Below are 18,039 nucleotides of genomic sequence, written 5' to 3' on the forward strand. Positions count from 1 at the left end.
TCCGATGCAACTTCCCTACATTCCCGCTGACGTTCCTTTCACCGGAGACCAAAAGGCCTGGCTCGCAGGATTTCTGGCCGGTCTCAACACGCGAATCAATATTGCTCCGGCGGTACCGGGCAACCCCGCCATCGCCGGTGCTACCTCCGCGGCGGACGCCGGACCCGTCGCGGTCCAAATCGTCTACGGCAGTCAGACCGGCACTGCCGAATACCTTGCCGAGGAGGCCGCGAATGCTGCGCGCGCCAAGGGCTTCCTGCCGTTGGTCTGCGGGCTCGACGAGTTGGAAATCTCGACCTTGGCCGCCGTACGTCGGCTACTGGTCATCACCTCGACCTATGGCGAGGGAGATATGCCCGACAATGCCGAATTCTTCTGGCAGGGATTGGCCGCCCCCACAGCTCCGCCGTTGCCGGGGCTGTTCTACAGCGTTCTAGCCCTTGGTGATTCAAGCTACGACGGATTCTGCCAAGCCGGCAAGAATATCGACGCCCGCCTTGCCGAGCTCGGCGCGACCCGCGTCGTCGACCGCACCGACTGTGATCTTGATTTCGAAGATCCGGCGGCGGCATGGACCGCGGCGTCGATTGACGCCCTCGCAGGCGTCGATGCCGACTCCGCACCGACGGAGGCGCCGACCAGCGTTGCCGCCGTCGATGCTGCTCCGAGCGCTGCCGCGCGCAAATCTGCCTGGGGTCGCAAGAATCCTTACCGGGCAAAGATTTTGGCGAATTCGGTGTTGTCGGGGCCCGGCTCGGACAAAGAGGTCCGCCACGTCGTGCTCTCGTTGGGCGACAGCGGTATCACCTACCGCCCCGGCGATGGCATTAGTATCGCGCCGATCAACGATCCGGCGCTGGTGTCGGCGGTCATCGACCGCCTGGGAGTATCCGGCGACACGGTGATCTCCGATCGAAAGGGCGAGTTCACCTTGACCGACGCGCTCACCCACCGGTTCGAGATCTCGACGCCGTCGAAGTATCTCGTTGATTACATCGCGCAACGCAGCCAGGACCCCGAGCTCACCCATCTGGCCTCGACCGGCGATCGAGAGGCCCTCGACGCGTGGCTCTGGGGCAAAGACGTACTCGATCTGCTGAATATCGATGCGGCACTACCGATCACCCCCGATGAGCTTTTGGCCGAGTTGCGGCCCCTTCAACCTCGGGTTTATTCGATTTCGTCGAGTCCGCTGGCGCACGCTGACACGGTGCATGTCACGATGGCAACGGTGCGTTACCGCTCGGGAGATCGACAGCGCGGCGGCGTCTGCTCGACATTCCTGGCCGACCGTTGCGACTTGGAAAGCGAAGTTGGCGTGTTCATTTCGACGAACAACTCGTTCCGACTGCCGGACGATGACACCGACGTCGTCATGATCGGACCGGGCACTGGGATCGCACCATTTCGTTCGTTCCTGCATGAGCGCGCGGCCCGCGGAGCGACCGGGCGCAATTGGCTGTTCTTCGGCGATCAACATCAGGCCAGCGACTTCAGCTACGCCGACGAACTCGACCAGTTCAGCGCCGATGGCGTGCTGACTCGCCTGGATCTCGCGTTCTCGCGCGACCAGGAACACAAGATCTACGTGCAAGACCGGATGACCGAGGCGGGTGCCGAGTTGTTCTCCTGGCTCAACGGAGGTGCACACCTGTACGTCTGCGGCGATGCGACCCGGATGGCAAGGGATGTCGATGCCGCACTCCACGAAATCGTCGCCAAACATGGCGGTTTCGACCCTGCCGCCGCGCAGGACTTCATCAACCAACTGAAGAAGAACAAGCGCTACGTGCGCGACGTCTACTGATACCGATGGGATAGGACAACGATGTCTGCACCATACGACTCCGCCGCGAGAGGTTCGGCCGCGCGTAATGACCTCGAGGATCTGCTCGACGCACCTGGCTTCGCCGGTCAGATTCTGCGGGGGTGCCCTGGCCGGGTCGCCGGGCATCTGCCCCTACTCGACCAGGTCGTTGGTGTGACTGTTGCTGGTCCGGTCATCATGAACGATGTCGGCACCTACGCCGATCCGACCGGGATGGGCGGACCGATCAGATGCCGTGATTCGCAGATCACACTGCGACTCAACGCATCTCACCTACGCACTGCGTTGATCACTGAGCCTGCCGCGCATCGCCTGCCGCCGACACTGCGACTGTTCGACACCGATGGAGCCTGCGCACACGTCACCTACCTGACCGATCAGTCCGACCGGCTGGCCTTCGAGTCCCTCACTCTCGCCGGATATCTAACGCCGGCGACCGGCGATGTCGACGCGCACCCGATCGCGCTGCGATTCGGACCGTGCGACCAACTCGACCAACTCGATTCGGTTCTCTTCGACGGCGGAGTGACGCGCATGCGTTCACTGCCGCAACCTCATTCCGATGCGACTCGCGTATGTGAGCGTCGCGCGATCGCGGCGCTGAGCCATGCCGCTCTACTGACCATGCCGACGACGCTAATCGCCGGTGCCGCAGGTTGTTTGCATATGCGTGACGGCGTGCTGACCGGGTCCCGCGAACATGAGGGCTCGATGGTGCTGGCGTCGGGGTCGGCCCGAACAATGATCGATTTCAACCACATCAGCGAATGCTGGGTTACCTGGGCCAACGGAGCTTGTGGCCGGACGGGGTCGATCGAACTCTATGACGCGGCGGGGAAGTGCCGTTTCATCGCGACGCAGACCGGACCGCAGACTCAAGCAGGCGCGGCAGGTTGGACGCAGCTGTTAGAGGACGTCGCAGACGAAGCCGCCTAGGTATTGCGGGGTCTCGATACAGCCTACGCACAAGCCCCGTTGGCCGGTCGAGTGCCGACGCGCGAGCTTGCGAGCACGCCGGCGTATCGAGACCACGCAACACAAACTCGAAAACCACACCGGCACAACAACAACTCACCGGATCTCGATACACCCGCACTCGACCAACGGGAAGCCAGTCGACCAACACAAGCCCCTTTGGCCGGTCGAGTGCCGACGCGCGAGCTTGCGAGCACGCCGGCGTATCGAGACCACGCAAGAATGACGACCTAGTCGTTATTTACGACTCCGGGCGCATTCTTTTGCACCTGCATCAGGAATTCGACGTTGCTCTTGGTCTTCCTCAGCTGGCTCATCAGCAGGTCGATCGCCTGGTGGCTATCGAGACCGGACAAGATGCGACGCAACTTGTGGACGATCTGGAATTCCTCTGGGGCGAGGAGCAATTCGTCCTTACGGGTACTCGACGGGTTGACGTCGACGGCCGGGAAGACTCGTCGCTCGGCGATCTTGCGATCAAGTTTGAGCTCGGCGTTACCGGTTCCCTTGAATTCCTCGAAGATCACCGTGTCACCGGTCGAGCCGGTCTCGACCATCGCGGTGGCGATGATGGTCAACGAGCCACCGTTTTCGATGTTGCGGGCGGCACCGAGGAAACGCTTCGGTGGGTAGAGCGCCGTCGAATCGACACCACCGGACAAGATACGTCCCGATGCGGGCGACGAGTTGTTGTATGCGCGACCGAGGCGGGTGATCGAGTCGAGTAGCACGACGACGTCCTTGCCGGTCTCGACGAGACGTTTCGCACGCTCGATGGCCAGCTCGGCGACCGCGGTGTGATCTGACGGCGGACGGTCGAAGGTCGAGGCGATGACCTCGCCGCGGACCGACCGCGTCATGTCGGTGACTTCCTCGGGACGCTCGTCAACCAGCACGACCATCAGGTGACACTCGGGATTGTTCGTGGTGATCGCGTTCGCGATGTCCTGCATGATCGTGGTCTTACCGGCTTTCGGCGGCGACACGATGAGGGCACGTTGTCCCTTGCCGATCGGCATGATGAGGTCGATTACGCGAGTAGTCAGCCGATCGGGGGTGGTTTCCAGCCGCAGTCGCTCATTCGGGTAAAGCGGGGTGAGTTTATTGAACTCGGGACGCTTACGCGCGGCTTCGACTTCGCCGCCATTGACTGTGTCCAGTCGCACCAGCGGATTGAACTTCTGCCGCTGATTGTTCTGCTCACCCTCACGGGGCACCTTCACGGCGCCAGTGATCGCGTCGCCGCGCCGCAAGCCATTCTTGCGAACCATATTCATCGACACGTACACGTCATTCGGCCCGGACAGGTAACCCGAGGTCCGGACGAACGCGTAGTTGTCGAGAACGTCGAGGATGCCCGCGACGGGTGCGACAACGTCGTCGTCATTCAGCTGCGGCTCGCCGCCACCGGGGGCACCGTCGCGATCACGTCCACGGCGACGCTCGCGGAATCGACGACCCCGACGGTTACGTCCGCCTTCGCCGTCCTCATCGCGGTTGTCGTCGCGGTTGTTCTGGTTGTTGCCCTGGCCGGAGTTCTGGTTCTGTCCGCCACCACGGTTGTTCTCGCGGTTGGCGTTGTTCTCGCGGTTGGCGTTGTTCTCGCGGTTGCCGTTACCCTCGCGGTTGTTCTCGCGATTGCGATTACGGTTGCGATTACGGTCGCCGCCGGTCGCGTCGCCGTCAGCCTTGTCGCCCGCAGCCTTGTCGCCCGCAGCCTTCTCGCCGTCAGCCTTCTCGCTGGCGCCGTTGTCGCCCGCGGCCTTGTCGCCAGCGGGCCTATCTCCGGCTGTGTCGCCAGCGGGCTTATCGCCAGCCCCACTGTCCGGTGCTGGCTTTTCGCCTGCGGTAGCAGTTCCTTCGGGGGCTTTCTCGGCGGCAGCGACGGGTGTCGTGGCATTTTCGGCCGGTGCGTCATCGCTGGACTTCGCGTCTGCCTTCTTCGCACGAGACGTCTTGGGTGCGGCTTTAGCCGCCGACTTCGACGGCGGCGGCGCTCCGGCGCCGTCTGCCTGGCGATCGCGAATCGCGGCGATCAAATCGCCCTTGCGCATCCCCGAGGTTCCGGAAATGCCCAGTTCGCCGGCCAAGACGCGCAGTTCGGAGAGAACCATGCCGGAGAGTCCGATGCGCACCGATGCGCGGCGGGGCTCAGCAGGTGAGGCCGCGTCCGCTTCCGGGGCAGCCGGTGTGATCAGGTCCGTATCGGTCACGGATTTCCTTTCGTTCCCCGTCAGGTCGATAAACCACGGGGCTTGGCGCTTCCACTGAGATCAGCGGAAGCTTCCACCCGACGAACGGATGGTGTAAGAGACTTTCGGGTCCGGCACGAAATGCTTGTTAGAACACAGGTCCTGACCACGCAGAACTACGAGGTGGGACGGGCTGGTGACAAGCACGGCAGAACGTGGTCTGCATGGCTAGACATTGCTCATCATAACGCCGCTTCTGTTATCTCGGCAATAAGGGCAACAAAATTCCCTTATCGGCGTGTCATGCCGACCGGGTGACGCCGCCCGCGATGGCGGCGCTGCGCACCGCGAAACCTTGTTTGTCCGCATGTGCGCGTAACTCGGCGGGGACTTCACCGGTACCGAGTACCAATACCGTCGGGCCTGCGCCGGAGATTGTCGCCGCCTGTCCCGCCCCACGCAGCTTCGCCACCAAGTCAGCCGACGGCGGCATGGCCGCACTTCGATATCCCTGGTGCAGCCGATCATCGGTCGCTTCTAGGAGCAATCGCGGATCCGACGTCAGCGCAACAACATTCAGCGCCGATCGACTCAGGTTGAAGATCGCGTCACTGCGCGGCACCATCTCCGGCAACAGTCCGCGCGTCTCTGATGTCGATGATTCGACCGACGGCACGAATACAGTTGCCACGATGTCCGGATGCACGTCGATCTTGCTGGCCCGGTAAGCCGGTGTTCCGCCCGGTGTCGTCCAGGTAACCACAGCTCCCCCAAGCACACTCGCCGCCGCGTTATCCGGGTGCCCTTCGAATTCGCTGGCCTGCTCAACCAGGACTTCGTTCGAAAATGACTGTCCCACACCAGATTCGGCGATCAACTCGGATGCGGCCGCAAGGCCGGACACTACCGCTGCGGCAGACGAGCCCAACCCCCGCGAATGCGGAATGGCATTGGTACATCGAACCCAGAGGCCGTTGACCTTGACCCCAGCGACCGTCAGCCCCCGCAGGATCGCACGAGCCACCAAGTGAGTTTCGTCACGTGGCACTCCCGCGCTGCTCTCACCGGTCGCGGTAACCTGCACCCCGTCGCCACCCGTGGTCACAGTGACCTCGTCGTATATCCCCAGGGCGAGCCCCAGGCAGTCGAAACCCGGCCCGAGGTTCGCACTCGACGCCGGCACCCGGATTGTCACCGATACGCCGTCGGGCAGTACGGGAACAGCGGTTCTCAATGGCACGTCGTCACGCCCGTATCACTGTGCGACGCCGAGGGCGCCCGCCACCGCGACCGGATCTACGTCGATTGCCTCAACCTGTGGCATATCCGCCAACGCGGTATCCGGGTCCTTCAGGCCATTACCGGTAACCGTGCAGACCACCGTGGAACCGGCCTCGATCCAGCCGTCGGCGCGGGCCGCGAGCAAACCTGCGACGCTCGCCGCCGATGCAGGCTCGACAAAGACGCCATCCTTACCCGCGACCAGTCGGTACGCCTCCAGAAGCTCCTCGTCGGTCGCCGCCCGGAATTGGCCGCCCGACTCATCCTTCGCTGCGACGGCCTGGTTCCAGCTCGCTGGCGAACCGATGCGGATCGCGGTGGCGATAGTTTCCGGATTTGGCACCGGAGCTCCGTTGACCAGCGGCGCCGCTCCCGCAGCCTGGACACCGAGCATCCGCGGGCGCCTGGTGGTGATGCCATCGGCGAAGTACTCGCAGTAGCCCTTCCAGTACGCGGTGATATTTCCCGCATTGCCTACCGGCAGCGCGTGGACATCGGGAGCCTTACCCAGCACGTCGACAATCTCGAATGCCGCAGTCTTCTGCCCCTCGATTCGAGCCGGGTTGACCGAATTCACCAATTCGATCTCGGGGTATTCGGAGGTCACTTTGCGAGCGAGTTCCAGACAGTCGTCGAAATTTCCACGGACCTGGATGATTTTCGCTCCATGCATCACCGCTTGAGCCAGCTTTCCCATCGCGATCTTGCCTTCGGGAATGAGTACTGCGCAGGTGATGCCGGCGCGCGTCGCGTATGCCGCGGCCGATGCGGACGTGTTGCCGGTCGACGCGCACAGCACAGCCTTCTTGCCGTTGTTAACCGCGTTGCTGACCGCCATTGTCATACCGCGATCCTTGAACGAACCAGTCGGATTCAATCCCTCGACCTTGAGGTAGACATCGCAGTCGGTGATCGACGACAGGTGTCGTGCCGAGATGAGCGGCGTGCCGCCTTCCAGCAAAGTGACGACCTGCCAGTCGTCGCCGACCGGCAGACGATCACGGTATGCCTCGATCAGACCGGGCCACGCGGTATGTACGGGGGTGTAGTTACTCATCGGTTCCCTCCAGTCGCAGCACACTCGAAATCTTAGTGACTGCATCCATATCTTCAAGTGCGGCAACGGTTTCCGACAGCGACCCGTCGGGCGCGAGGTGCGTGACGACAATCAGTTGCGCTTGATCGCCAGCGCCTTCCTGACGGACGACGGCGATTCCGATGTCGCGTTTGGCGAACTCGCCCGCCACCTGCGCGAGCACGCCAGGACGGTCCTCAACCTTCATCGACACGTAGTACCGAGTGCCGACGCTGGCTATCGATGCCACCGGCAGCGATGCGTAGGTTGATTCCAGCGGTCCACGCCCGGAGTAAACCCGGTTGCGTGCGGCCATCACCACATCGCCCATCACCGCCGACGCCGTCGGTGCGCCGCCGGCGCCTTGGCCGTAGAACATCAGCCGCCCCGCGTTCTCCGCTTCGACGACTACCGCGTTGAAAGCGCCGTTCACGGCCGCCAACGGATGGGTCAGCGGGATCAGAGCCGGATATACTCGCGCCGAAATCTGTTCCGTCCCATCCGATTTGACGATTCTTTCGCATATCGACAGCAGCTTGATGGTGCAGTCGAGTTTCGCCGCGCTCGCCAGATCTGCCGCAGTGATCGACGAAATACCCTCGCGATAGACATCAGCGGCGGTGACTCGACTGTGGAAAGCGATCGACGCCAGGATCGCAGCCTTGGCCGCGGCGTCATAGCCCTCGACGTCGGCCGTCGGATCTGCCTCCGCGTAGCCGAGCCGGCTGGCCTCAGCCAGTGTGTCGGCGTAGTCAGCTCCGGTCTCCGCCATCGCGGAGAGAATGAAATTCGTTGTGCCGTTGACGATCCCGGCGACGCGCTGAACCGTATCGCCGGCCAGCGATTGCATCAGTGGACGAATCACCGGGATCGCGCCGGCGACCGCGGCTTCAAAATATAAGTCGGCACGGCTATCAGCCGCCGCAGTCGCCAATTCTCCGGTGTAGTCAGCCAACAACGCCTTATTGGCCGTCACCACCGACTTACCACTTTGCAGCGCGGTACGAATCTGGCCCCGAGGCGGCTCGATACCGCCGATCAACTCGATGACAATATCGACGTCGTCGCGAGCGACCAGCGCCGCCGCATCGTCGGTCAACAACTCAGCGCGCACACCCGGCCGCGGCTTATCGAGGTCGCGAACGGCCACACCGCGTAGCTCCAACGGCGCACCGACGCGGGACCGGAGGTCATCAGCATTGTCGGTCAGTATCCGGACGACTTCGGTGCCGACATTGCCCATGCCGAGCACCGCGACGCCGATAGCTTTGTTTGCACTACTCACTGACAGCCTCCGCGTCCGCTTCCAAACTCAAATAGTCCTCAACCCGTTCCCGACGCAGCAACAGCCGGGACTTGCCATCGCGTACTGCGACAACCGCGGGCCGTTGGGCCAGGTTGTAACGCGAAGACATCGAATAGCAATACGCGCCAGTAGCGCCGACCACCAGTAGGTCGCCCGACGTCAGGTCCTCGTGCGTCCAGCAGTCGCGGATAACGATATCGCCGCTCTCGCAATGCTTTCCGACGACACGACTCACAACACCATCGGCCTGCGAGACCCGCGACGCGAGCCGAACGTCGTATTCGGCGTCGTACAGGACCGCGCGGATATTGTCGCTCATTCCGCCGTCGACGGAAACGTAACGTCGAGTGGAACCACCGTCTAGCGCAACGTCCTTGAGTGTCCCGACCTCATAGAGCGTGACACCTCCTGGCCCGGCGATGGCCCGCCCCGGCTCAACGGCGATCAGCGGCGTTGGTAAACCGAGCGCTTCGGATTCTTTCTGCACAATCTCGGCCATTCGAGCGGCAACCTTGTCGATCGGCAGCGGATCGTCCGATGGGAGGTACGAGATACCCAGTCCCCCACCGAGATCCACCACTTCGAGCTGTTTGGTCTTCTCCACGCCGAACTCCGCGACGATATCGCCAAGCAGTCCGATGACGCGGTGCGCGGCAACTTCGAAACCGTCCAATTCGAAAATTTGCGAACCGATGTGGCTGTGCAGGCCGACCAGACGCAAGTTGTCCGAGGCGAAGACGCGGCGAACCGCGTCCATCGCTATCCCGCCCGCAATGGCGAAGCCGAATTTCTGGTCGTCATGCGCGGTCGAGATGAACTCGTGGGTATGCGCCTCAACGCCGACCGTCACCCGGACCAGGACATCGACGACCACTCCACGCTCACCGGCGAGGATGTCGAGCCGGTCGATCTCGTAGGTCGAGTCGACGACAATATGACCGATACCGGCGTCGAGTGCAGCGGCGAGCTCGGCGACCGATTTGTTGTTGCCGTGCAATGCGATTCGCTCCGGCGGGAAGTTCGCCGCGAGTGCTACCGCAAGTTCACCCGCCGAGCAGACATCGAGCGATAGCCCCTCGTCGTTGACCCATCGGGCGATCTCGGTCGACAAGAATGCCTTCGACGCATAGTGCACCCGTCCGTATGGTCCGAACGCGGATTGCATGTCCGCACAACGGGATCGGAAGTCCGCCTCGTCGATCACGAACAGCGGTGTGCCGTATTGGGCCGCGAGATCCGCCACGCTGACGCCGGCGATCGCAAGCATGCCGTCGGCGTCGCGACCAGAATTGCGCGGGTACACATTCTCCGGGATACGCGCCACATCGGTTGCGGCCCGGCTTTGTTCGAGGTTCTCGCTCACATTCGCTCCGGTGCGCTCACGCCTACCAACGCCAAACCGTTGGCCAGGACTACTCGGGTAGCCGCGCACAGCGCCAGCCGCGCGCGATGAAGATCTCCAGCGGGTTCGTCGCCCTGCGGCAACACCCGGCACTGCGTGTAGAAGCGGTGATACGACCCGGCCAGGGATTCCAGGTAGCGGCAAATCCGGTGCGGCTCACGCAATTGCGCCGCGGTTGCGACCACCTCGTCGAAATCGCCGAGGGTCCGGATCAGTTCGCCTTCGGCTGGCTCGGTCAGCAATGCGACCTGCTCGATATCAGGTACCAGCCCCAATTCGGCCGCGCTGCGCGAGAGCGCCGACAGCCGCGCGTGCGCGTATTGCACGTAGTAGACCGGGTTTTCGTTCGACTGCTTGGCGAGCAGATCCAAGTCGACGTCGATGTTGACGTCAACCGACGACCGGATCAATGAATAGCGGGCACCGTCGACACCGACCGCATCGACGAGGTCGTCGAGGGTGATGACGGTACCGGCACGCTTACTCATTCGTACCGGCTTGCCGTCGCGAACCAAATTGACCATCTGGCCGATGAGCACCTCGACGGTCGACGCGTCGTCGCCCAGCGCCTGCGCGGCTGCCTTGAGCCGCACCACATAACCGTGGTGATCGGCACCGAGCATGTAGATGCACAGGTCGAAGCCGCGATTGCGCTTGTCCTTGTAGTACGCGATATCACCGGCGATATACGCGGCCTCACCGTCAGACTTGATGACGACGCGATCCTTGTCATCCCCGTAGTCCGTTGACCGCAACCACCACGCGCCGTCGGCCTCGTACAAGTTGCCGTTGGCTTTGAGCTCGGCGATGCACTCCTCGACCAGACCCGATTCGAACATCTTGTTCTCGTGGGTGAAAACGTCGAAGTCTGTACCGAACTCGTGCAGGCTTTCCTTGATATGACTGAACATCAACTCGACGCCGTTGGAGCGGAACGCCTCCAATCGCTCAGCGTCGGGCTGATCGATAATGCCGGGCACCTTGGCGATTACCGATGCGGCGATATCGTTGATGTATTCGCCCGCATAGCCGTCCTCGGGGGTCGGTTGATTGCGTGCGGCGGCGTCGAGCGACCGCGCGAACCGGTCGATCTGGGCACCGTGGTCGTTGAAGTAGTACTCGCGGGTCACCGAGGCGCCACGGGCCGCGAGAACCCGGCCGAGCGCATCGCCGACCGCGGCCCAACGAGTCCCACCCAAGTGGATTGGTCCGGTGGGGTTCGCCGAGACGAATTCCAGGTTGATCTTCCGGCCGTCGAGATCATCGCCTCGGCCGTACTCGGCACCGGCGGACAGCACGGTAGCCACTACGGCGTTCTGAGTGGCGGCGGCCAACCGCAGGTTCACGAAACCCGGCCCCGCGACTTCCGCGGACTCAATACCGTCCGCGTTACCGAATGCGGTGGCGAGCCAACCGGCCAATTCGCGCGGGTTGACACCAACCTTCTTGCCCAGTTGCAGCGCGATATTTGTCGCGTAGTCGCCGTGGTCGAGATTTCGCGGACGCTCAACCGTGACGACATCGGGTAACGCGGACACGTCAAGTCCATGCTCAGTCAGGACAGTCTGGGTCACGCCGCGCAGAAGGGCGGCGAGGTCGGCGGGAGTCACAGGTCACCATACTATTGGCCGACTTGCCGATAGCGACAATCGCCTCGGCTTACGGCTCGCTAAGCACACGCCGGTAAGCTGTCGACTCATGGCGCGTAAACCTGGCCCCAGTGTGCCCAAAGCCTCCCGCAAATCAGGCGGAGTCCCCGCATCCGGCGTTCGCAACATCGACTGGACCATTATCGGTGCGATCGTTGCGGTGATCGCGCTGCTGGTCGGACTCGGCTTGTGGATCGGCCCGAAGATCATGGACAAGCGCGAGGCAGCGGCAAACTCGCTGCAGACTGCCGAGGATTTTGTCCCCTCACCGCAGAATCCGGACCCGTCGGTGAATATCCCCGGCGTCACGAAGAACTATTACAAGGCGTCGATCCACGTAAAGGCGACTCAGCGGGTCGCCTACGATCAGACGCCCCCGTTCGGCGGCCCACATGACGAGGTATGGGCAACCTGCACCGGCATCGTGTACCCGGAGCCGCTGCGCAGCGAGAACGCGGTTCATGCACTGGAACACGGCGCGGTGTGGATCACCTACAACCCGCAGACACTGTCGTCCGACGACCTCAACAAGCTCAAGGGGAAGGTAACCGGCGAGCAGTTCCTGTTCATGTCGCCTTATCCGGGTCAGAGCTCACCGATCTCACTACAGAGCTGGGGTCATCAGCTCAAGGTCGACTCGCCGACCGACGAGCGTATCAACCAATTCATCACCGCGTTGCGTCGTAACACGACGACGGGTGTGTACAAGGAGAATCGGGCAGAGGCCGCTTTCCCGGAGACGCAGGCTGCGTGCGCGGCGATTCCGGGTGCGTTCGACCCGTCGAACCCGCCGCCGGCCGATCAGGGTAAACCCGGCCCCGACGCGGTGAAGATGGACGGCACCGGCGCAACTGTTCAACCCGGCTCCTAAGGACTGACATGACTGACACCCCGGACGAATCCACCCAGTCGGCACAGGACACCGCTACTGACAAGGACTCGGCCGCAACCGATTCGACTCCACGACGCGGCCTTGCCGCGCTGATCCTCGGCGGCGTCGCACTGTTGCTCGTCGGATTGGGACTGGGCGTCGGCCTTGGGACCTGGCTCGGCTCGGATAATCACGACGACGTCCCCGCCACCGATTCCGCCGCGGTCGGATTCGCGCAGGACATGATTCGTCACCACGAGCAGGGCGTCGAGATGGCGACCCTCGCGATCAACAACGGCACCGACTCCCAGGTCAAGAGCATCGCCTACGACATCCTTACCACCCAGACCAACGAAATCGGTCAGATGCAGTCGTGGCTGACGCGTTGGGGTTATCCGATCATCAACCCGGGCGAGGCGATGGCATGGATGGGCCATAGCGACGACGACCACGATCACGGCGATATGTCAGCGATGCCGGGGATGAGTCCGACCGCAACTGGCGGGAATCATGATGGGCACGAACATGATTCGACGACGTCGGTGCCGAACACGGGTTCATCGGACGAGCCGCCGATGCCCGGGATGGCGACTGACGCCGAGATGTCGAAGTTGCGTACGCTCAAGGGCCGCGAGAGCGACACCTACTTCATGCAATTGATGCTGCGCCACCACGAGGGCGGCGAACACATGATGGCCTACGCGGCCAACCCCGACAACGTCTCACAGGACTACGTGCGGGAGCTGGCGTCGGCGATGGCTCGCACCCAGGCCAAGGAGATCACCACACTCAAGGCGATTCTGGCGGAATACGGCGCACCGACGCTGCCGATGAACTGACCCGCCCGCCCGCAAACCCGACTCGGGCGGACATTCCCGACCCCATTTTAGGGTCAGAAATGTCCGCCCGAGTCGGGTTTGCAAGAGGGGTGGGGGTGGCTACAGCAGCGCGATGGCCAGCAGGACGCAGCCGATCGCCGGCGGTATCAACTGCTTCAGCGCGGCCGATGCCTTCGTCGGGTCTGAGAGCAGCAGCACCAGCCCGGCGGCAACCATGCTGCCAGCACCTGCAAACACCAGGGCGGAGCCGACATCTTTTGTACCGCAGGCAATTATGACGATGCCCACCGCGATGAGGATAGCCAGGAAGAGGTTGTAGAACCCTTGGTTGTACGCCAACGGCTTGGTCGCCTGCGCTTCTTCCTCAGTGGTTCCGAAGACGGCGCGAACCGACTTCGACGTCCAAGCGATCGACTCCATATAGAAGATGTAGACGTGGATGAGGGCCGCGAGGCCTGCGAAGATTAGTCCAGCGATAAGCACGGATGAAGTGTAGTCGGGTGTGAACTCTTTCAAACACAGTAGGCGCACACCAGCCGGAGGCTGGCAAGAATGTCCGCACACCAGCCGGAGGCTGGCAAGAATGTCACTGTGCCCCCGGTAGGATTCGAACCTACGGCCTTCCGCTCCGGAGGCGGACGCTCTATCCCCTGAGCTACGGGGGCTCTTGGGCGAATCAAAGCCTAGCGCACCGCTGCCCCGCTACCCAAAACGCGGGGTCGGCATTTCGCTACAACGCCGTCAGACCAGGACCGTCGATGCTGCGTCGACATGCGCGTAGCGCTCCGGAACGCAGGTCAGCACGATGACTTGCGAGTGTTTGCCGGCCTCGGTCAGCACATCTGCCATCGTCTCGGTCCGCCCGGTGTCACTGCTGCCCAACGCATCGTCGATGATGACCGGCACACCGTCGGCCTCGTCGACGAGCATCGCGCAGGCCAGCCGCGCCACCAGACCGAGTTGTTCTCGCGCTCCGCCCGACAGTGACTCGTACGGAACGGTCACACCGCCGACGGTGCGTGAGGTAATCGTCAGGTCATCATCGACGGCGAATCGCACGCCCGCGCCGAACAGCGGAGCGCTCAGTTCTTCGAGGCGTTTGCGGAACGGATCGGCATACCGCGCATGCGATTCCTGACGTTTGGCGTGCAGGGTTGTAAACAACAGCCGCGCCGCTTCGGCACGTTCAGTTACCCGAGCCAGCGAATGGTCGGCGTCAGCCAGTTCAGCTGCGGCATCATTGAGTTCGTCGAGCCGATTGTCGGTGCGGCACACCTCGATTCGCGTCGAGGTGGTGAGCACCTCGCGCTCCAACGCGCCTATCTCCCGATCCAGCGCGGCCAATTGCCCGTCGAGAACGTGTCGCCGACGATCCAGATCCGCGACAGCCAGCACTTCCAGCTCCGCACTCGTTGTCGCGACGACTCGCTCCGCCGCCACCTTCGCAGTCAGCGCGTCGGCGGCCACCTGCTCGGCTTGCGCATCGGTCAATTCTGCTTCCGCAGAAGCGATCTGACCGCTCAACTCGGCGAGGTCGGCACGGATACGCTCCAGTTCGGCAGTCGCTGAGCGTGCTGCCGCGCGATGTTCCCGCTCCGCCGAGCGCTGGGCGGCCAATCGGCGTTCGGTCTCGGCCACGGCCGCTGTCCCCTCTGCCTGCCCCGGCGCCGCCAGCCCGGCGGTCAACGCGGCGACCCGACGAGTCAGGTCAGCGCGTTCGTCGGCACGCTCCTGCATATCCTCTAGTGACGCCACATCGTGTTCAGCGCAAAGCCTTTGCGCCTCTTCAGATAGCGACTCTTTTCGCCGGGCCAACTCTTCGGTGTCGGCGGCAGCCTTGATCGTCACGCGAACGACGCCATTGACCTCGACGACGGACTCACCTGCCCCGGTACGGAACTGCGCATCGGTCACCGCCTTGTCGTCGACCACGACCGGCAGATCGCCCAATGCCTCCACCGTGAACGACGCCGCCGCCGACTCCCAGCGAGCGGTAGTTGTCTCCAGGTCACGAGCCAGCCGACGCGACCGTGTCAACACCTCGGCGTCAACATTGTTGCCGACCAACGCTTTCCGAACTGCGGCGAGCCGCGCTTCCGCGGCCGCCGCGTTGGACGCGAGCTGCTCTTCGAGCGCGGAGCGCGCGCTCGCGAGCTCGCCCTCAGTGGCGAGCGCTTTCGCAGCAGCGACGTCTGCCTGCGTCATCACGGCATCTCGGCGTCGCTCGGCGTCCGACTCACGCTCATGCAACGCCGCTAGCCTTGTCCGCCGGCCATTCCGCTCTGTCACGTCGCGCTGCGCGAAGGCTACGGTTGCCTCCGCGAGCTGTAATGACTTCTGGGCGTTCGCGTATGTTTCGCGGACGGACGCTGCCGCAGCGAGCTGTTCATCCACTTCGGCACCTTCGGCGCGACGTAACTCAGCGCTATGGGCCAACTCTTTCCTGCGGGCCAGGGCGGTCTCCAGCGCGGCCGCATCCTGAGCCACCGCTTCGATGCCGCGGGCGCGCGCAGCGTACGCCGTCCGTGCGGCACCCGCCCGATGCTGCGCCTGGGCCAACTCGCCCGTCGCACGCCCGGCCTTTTCGGTGTAGTACCGGCAATACTCGGCGGTCACCGCTGCCAACAACTCTTCGGTGCCGCCGTCGGCTACCTCCGCCGAGCCGACGGCACGGTCGAGCGCCTTGGTCAATGCCGCGCTGCCGGTCGCTTCTTCGAGCTTCGGGTCGTCGGACTGCATCAGCCGCACTGCTCGGAATAACGACAAATCCATTGCGCCCGAAAGTATTTCCTTAGCGCGAGCTTCCGCATCCCGGCCACTGAGCTGCTCATGCACTGGCGCGTGCACCGTCAATTCGGTGCCTGAGGAACGGTTAAATCGCTTGAAATAGGTGAAATGCCATCCGCCGGAACTGATCTCGGCCTCAACTTCGGTTCCCACGTCGCGACCCGAGGGCGCCAACGCTTTCACATCACGCGATTTCGACGACGCCCGCAATTCCAGCAACACGTCAAGCGCTTCCACCATCGAGGACTTTCCGGCCTCGTTGCGTCCGGCGACGACGGTCACCCCGGCATCGGCGAAGTGGATCTCGCGGTCATCGATGCCGCGAAAGTTCTTCACCCGCAGTCGATGTAGCTTCAACTGACTGCTCCCCCGCCACGCGCGGACAGTCGGGCGAGCAGTGCGAGTGCCCCGCGGGCCGTCTGAGCCGCATCATCAACCCCGCCCGCTTGCTCGACCAACTCCTCGGCCGCTTGCGCCGCATACCCGCGCAGACCGAACCCGGTGATGTCGTCGGCGTCAGCGACGACGACCAAGTCATCGTGCGCCTGCCAGCGGCGCACCGCGGCGAATCGGTCGACCGCAGTATCCAGAATTCGTTGCAGCTCAACATCTTCCACGACGGAGATAGTTCCAACGAGCGCCACCTGCAGTACGACACGCGACTTGTCCGGAATCTCGTCAAGTCGCCTTTCGAGATCCGCGACGTCGGCGGCAGAGGTGATGTCGTGCCGAATCGCCGCGAATGTCCACTGCCCCACCCGACGCGGCGTGACGTCAACCGTGGACCCGCTCGCCCCGCGCGTCAGTGTCACTTCCAGAATCGAACCAGGCTCGGCTTCGACGTTGTCGAAGTTGGTGACCTCCTGCGCCCCGGAGTACCAGATTCGTCCGGAATTGCCGACCTGAGTGACCGAATGCCGATCGCCGAGTGCGACGTAGTCGATGATTTGATTGGCGAATGCCTGTTCCAGCGGCCCGATCTCGACCAGTGACGGATCGGATCCGGGACTCAGCGCGTCAGTCGCACCATGCCCAACAACAATCCGGATCCGGTCTGACGGATCAAGCTGATCCACTTGAGTGCCGACCAGGTCGGTCAACGGTGCCTTATGCGACCACGGCGCGACGACCAACTCCGCATCGTCGGAGACTTTCACGATTCCAGGTTTGGCGAGGACCGTCACGTTGCTCGGGCAACGCGTTCGGAACGTCTGCGAGCGATACACCCCGGCGGCGTCGAACGGGTCGTGGTTGCCGGGCAGCAGGTACACCGGAACCGTGAATTCACCGAGGCGGTCGAGTGTCTGGGTGATCAGCCGTGCCGATACCCGGTGATCCTCGAAGACATCTCCGCACACCACGACGAACTGTGCCCCCGACGACGCGGCTTGAACACCGATACGTTCAACGGCGTCCAGCCGTGCCGCGGAATATGCGTGCTGGGCGTCGGCCGACAAGTACTTGCGAGTCATACCCAACTGCCAGTCGGCGGTGTGCAAGAACGTGACCCGACGTTCGGGCTGCGCAGCCGAATCAGGCCGACCGACATCGACGACGGCATTAGGGGCGAGTGCACCCGCCGGGGCGCTGGCCGGATCGACATCGTCGAACAGCGACCACTGCAACGCCGGTTCCGCCATCACTCACCTCCTGCGCATCGACTCGCTCACTACGAACTACGTCCCGCATCTTACGAGCCATCACTGACAAGATGCGGGACGTCACTCGCGGGCCGAGCTGGTCTGCAAACCCGACCTGGTCGGCAAACCCCACATGCGCGGACGTTCCCGACCCACTTTTCGGGTCGGGAACGTCCGGGCGAGTCGGGTTTGCG

General features: G+C 63.2%; 13 protein-coding genes and 1 tRNA gene. 4 read left to right on the plus strand and 10 right to left on the minus strand.

The genetic code is table 11. The annotated features are described in order from the left end of the window. Positions 1-4: 4 nt before the first annotated feature. Positions 5-1,807, plus strand: a complete 1,803-nt coding sequence (locus tag AAFP29_RS14690) for a sulfite reductase subunit alpha (RefSeq protein ID WP_419218141.1) — start codon at positions 5-7, stop codon at positions 1,805-1,807. Between the two features lie 21 nt (positions 1,808-1,828). Then, the gene (locus AAFP29_RS14695) at positions 1,829-2,764 is read left to right on the plus strand and encodes a heme transporter (RefSeq protein ID WP_419218142.1); all 936 of its coding nucleotides are present in this window, start codon (positions 1,829-1,831) and stop codon (positions 2,762-2,764) included. A gap of 269 nt (positions 2,765-3,033) precedes the next feature. On the opposite strand, the gene rho is transcribed toward AAFP29_RS14695, so the two are convergent. The 6 genes from rho to argS form a co-directional block, all read right to left on the minus strand. Then, positions 3,034-5,016, minus strand: a complete 1,983-nt coding sequence (gene rho, locus AAFP29_RS14700; RefSeq protein ID WP_419218143.1) for a transcription termination factor Rho — start codon at positions 5,014-5,016, stop codon at positions 3,034-3,036. A gap of 280 nt (positions 5,017-5,296) precedes the next feature. After that, positions 5,297-6,235 (minus strand): homoserine kinase, encoded by a 939-nt coding sequence (gene thrB, locus AAFP29_RS14705; RefSeq protein WP_419218144.1) that lies wholly within the window; start codon positions 6,233-6,235, stop codon positions 5,297-5,299. A 15-nt stretch (positions 6,236-6,250) separates the two neighbouring features. Further along, a complete protein-coding gene (thrC, locus tag AAFP29_RS14710) occupies positions 6,251-7,333 on the minus strand; it encodes a threonine synthase (protein ID WP_419218145.1) in 1,083 nt (360 codons plus the stop codon). Then, positions 7,326-8,636, minus strand: coding sequence for a homoserine dehydrogenase (locus AAFP29_RS14715; RefSeq protein WP_419218146.1), 1,311 nt, complete (start codon positions 8,634-8,636; stop codon positions 7,326-7,328). The genes thrC and AAFP29_RS14715 overlap by 8 nt, the downstream gene beginning before the upstream one ends. Beyond that, complete coding sequence (gene lysA / locus AAFP29_RS14720) at positions 8,629-10,020, minus strand: diaminopimelate decarboxylase (RefSeq protein WP_419218147.1); 1,392 nt, start codon at positions 10,018-10,020, stop codon at positions 8,629-8,631. The genes AAFP29_RS14715 and lysA overlap by 8 nt, the downstream gene beginning before the upstream one ends. Beyond that, on the minus strand, positions 10,017-11,669 hold the full coding sequence (gene argS / locus AAFP29_RS14725) for an arginine--tRNA ligase (RefSeq protein ID WP_419218148.1): 1,653 nt from the start codon (positions 11,667-11,669) through the stop codon (positions 10,017-10,019). Before argS ends, lysA begins: the two co-directional genes overlap by 4 nt. A gap of 88 nt (positions 11,670-11,757) precedes the next feature. Here argS and AAFP29_RS14730 point away from each other — a divergent pair, with 88 nt between their 5' ends. Both AAFP29_RS14730 and AAFP29_RS14735 read left to right on the plus strand, forming a co-directional pair. After that, the gene (locus tag AAFP29_RS14730; protein ID WP_419218149.1) at positions 11,758-12,579 is read left to right on the plus strand and encodes a DUF3105 domain-containing protein; all 822 of its coding nucleotides are present in this window, start codon (positions 11,758-11,760) and stop codon (positions 12,577-12,579) included. Between the two features lie 8 nt (positions 12,580-12,587). Further along, positions 12,588-13,418, plus strand: coding sequence for a DUF305 domain-containing protein (locus AAFP29_RS14735; protein WP_419218150.1), 831 nt, complete (start codon positions 12,588-12,590; stop codon positions 13,416-13,418). 99 nt (positions 13,419-13,517) lie between these two features. Here the strand turns inward: AAFP29_RS14735 and AAFP29_RS14740 are convergent, their stop codons facing one another. From AAFP29_RS14740 to AAFP29_RS14755, 4 genes are all read right to left on the minus strand, one after another. Next, a complete protein-coding gene (locus tag AAFP29_RS14740) occupies positions 13,518-13,901 on the minus strand; it encodes a DUF1304 domain-containing protein (RefSeq protein ID WP_419218151.1) in 384 nt (127 codons plus the stop codon). A gap of 109 nt (positions 13,902-14,010) precedes the next feature. Continuing rightward, positions 14,011-14,083: transfer RNA gene (locus tag AAFP29_RS14745), tRNA-Arg, on the minus strand. Between the two features lie 76 nt (positions 14,084-14,159). Next, entirely contained in the window at positions 14,160-16,562 is a 2,403-nt protein-coding gene (locus tag AAFP29_RS14750; RefSeq protein WP_419218152.1) for an AAA family ATPase, read from the minus strand. Continuing rightward, on the minus strand, positions 16,559-17,845 hold the full coding sequence (locus AAFP29_RS14755) for a metallophosphoesterase family protein (RefSeq protein WP_419218153.1): 1,287 nt from the start codon (positions 17,843-17,845) through the stop codon (positions 16,559-16,561). Before AAFP29_RS14755 ends, AAFP29_RS14750 begins: the two co-directional genes overlap by 4 nt. Positions 17,846-18,039: the final 194 nt, after the last annotated feature.

Source organism: Gordonia sp. CPCC 205333 (genome assembly GCF_048537885.1).
Classification (GTDB): Bacteria; Actinomycetota; Actinomycetes; order Mycobacteriales; family Mycobacteriaceae; genus Gordonia.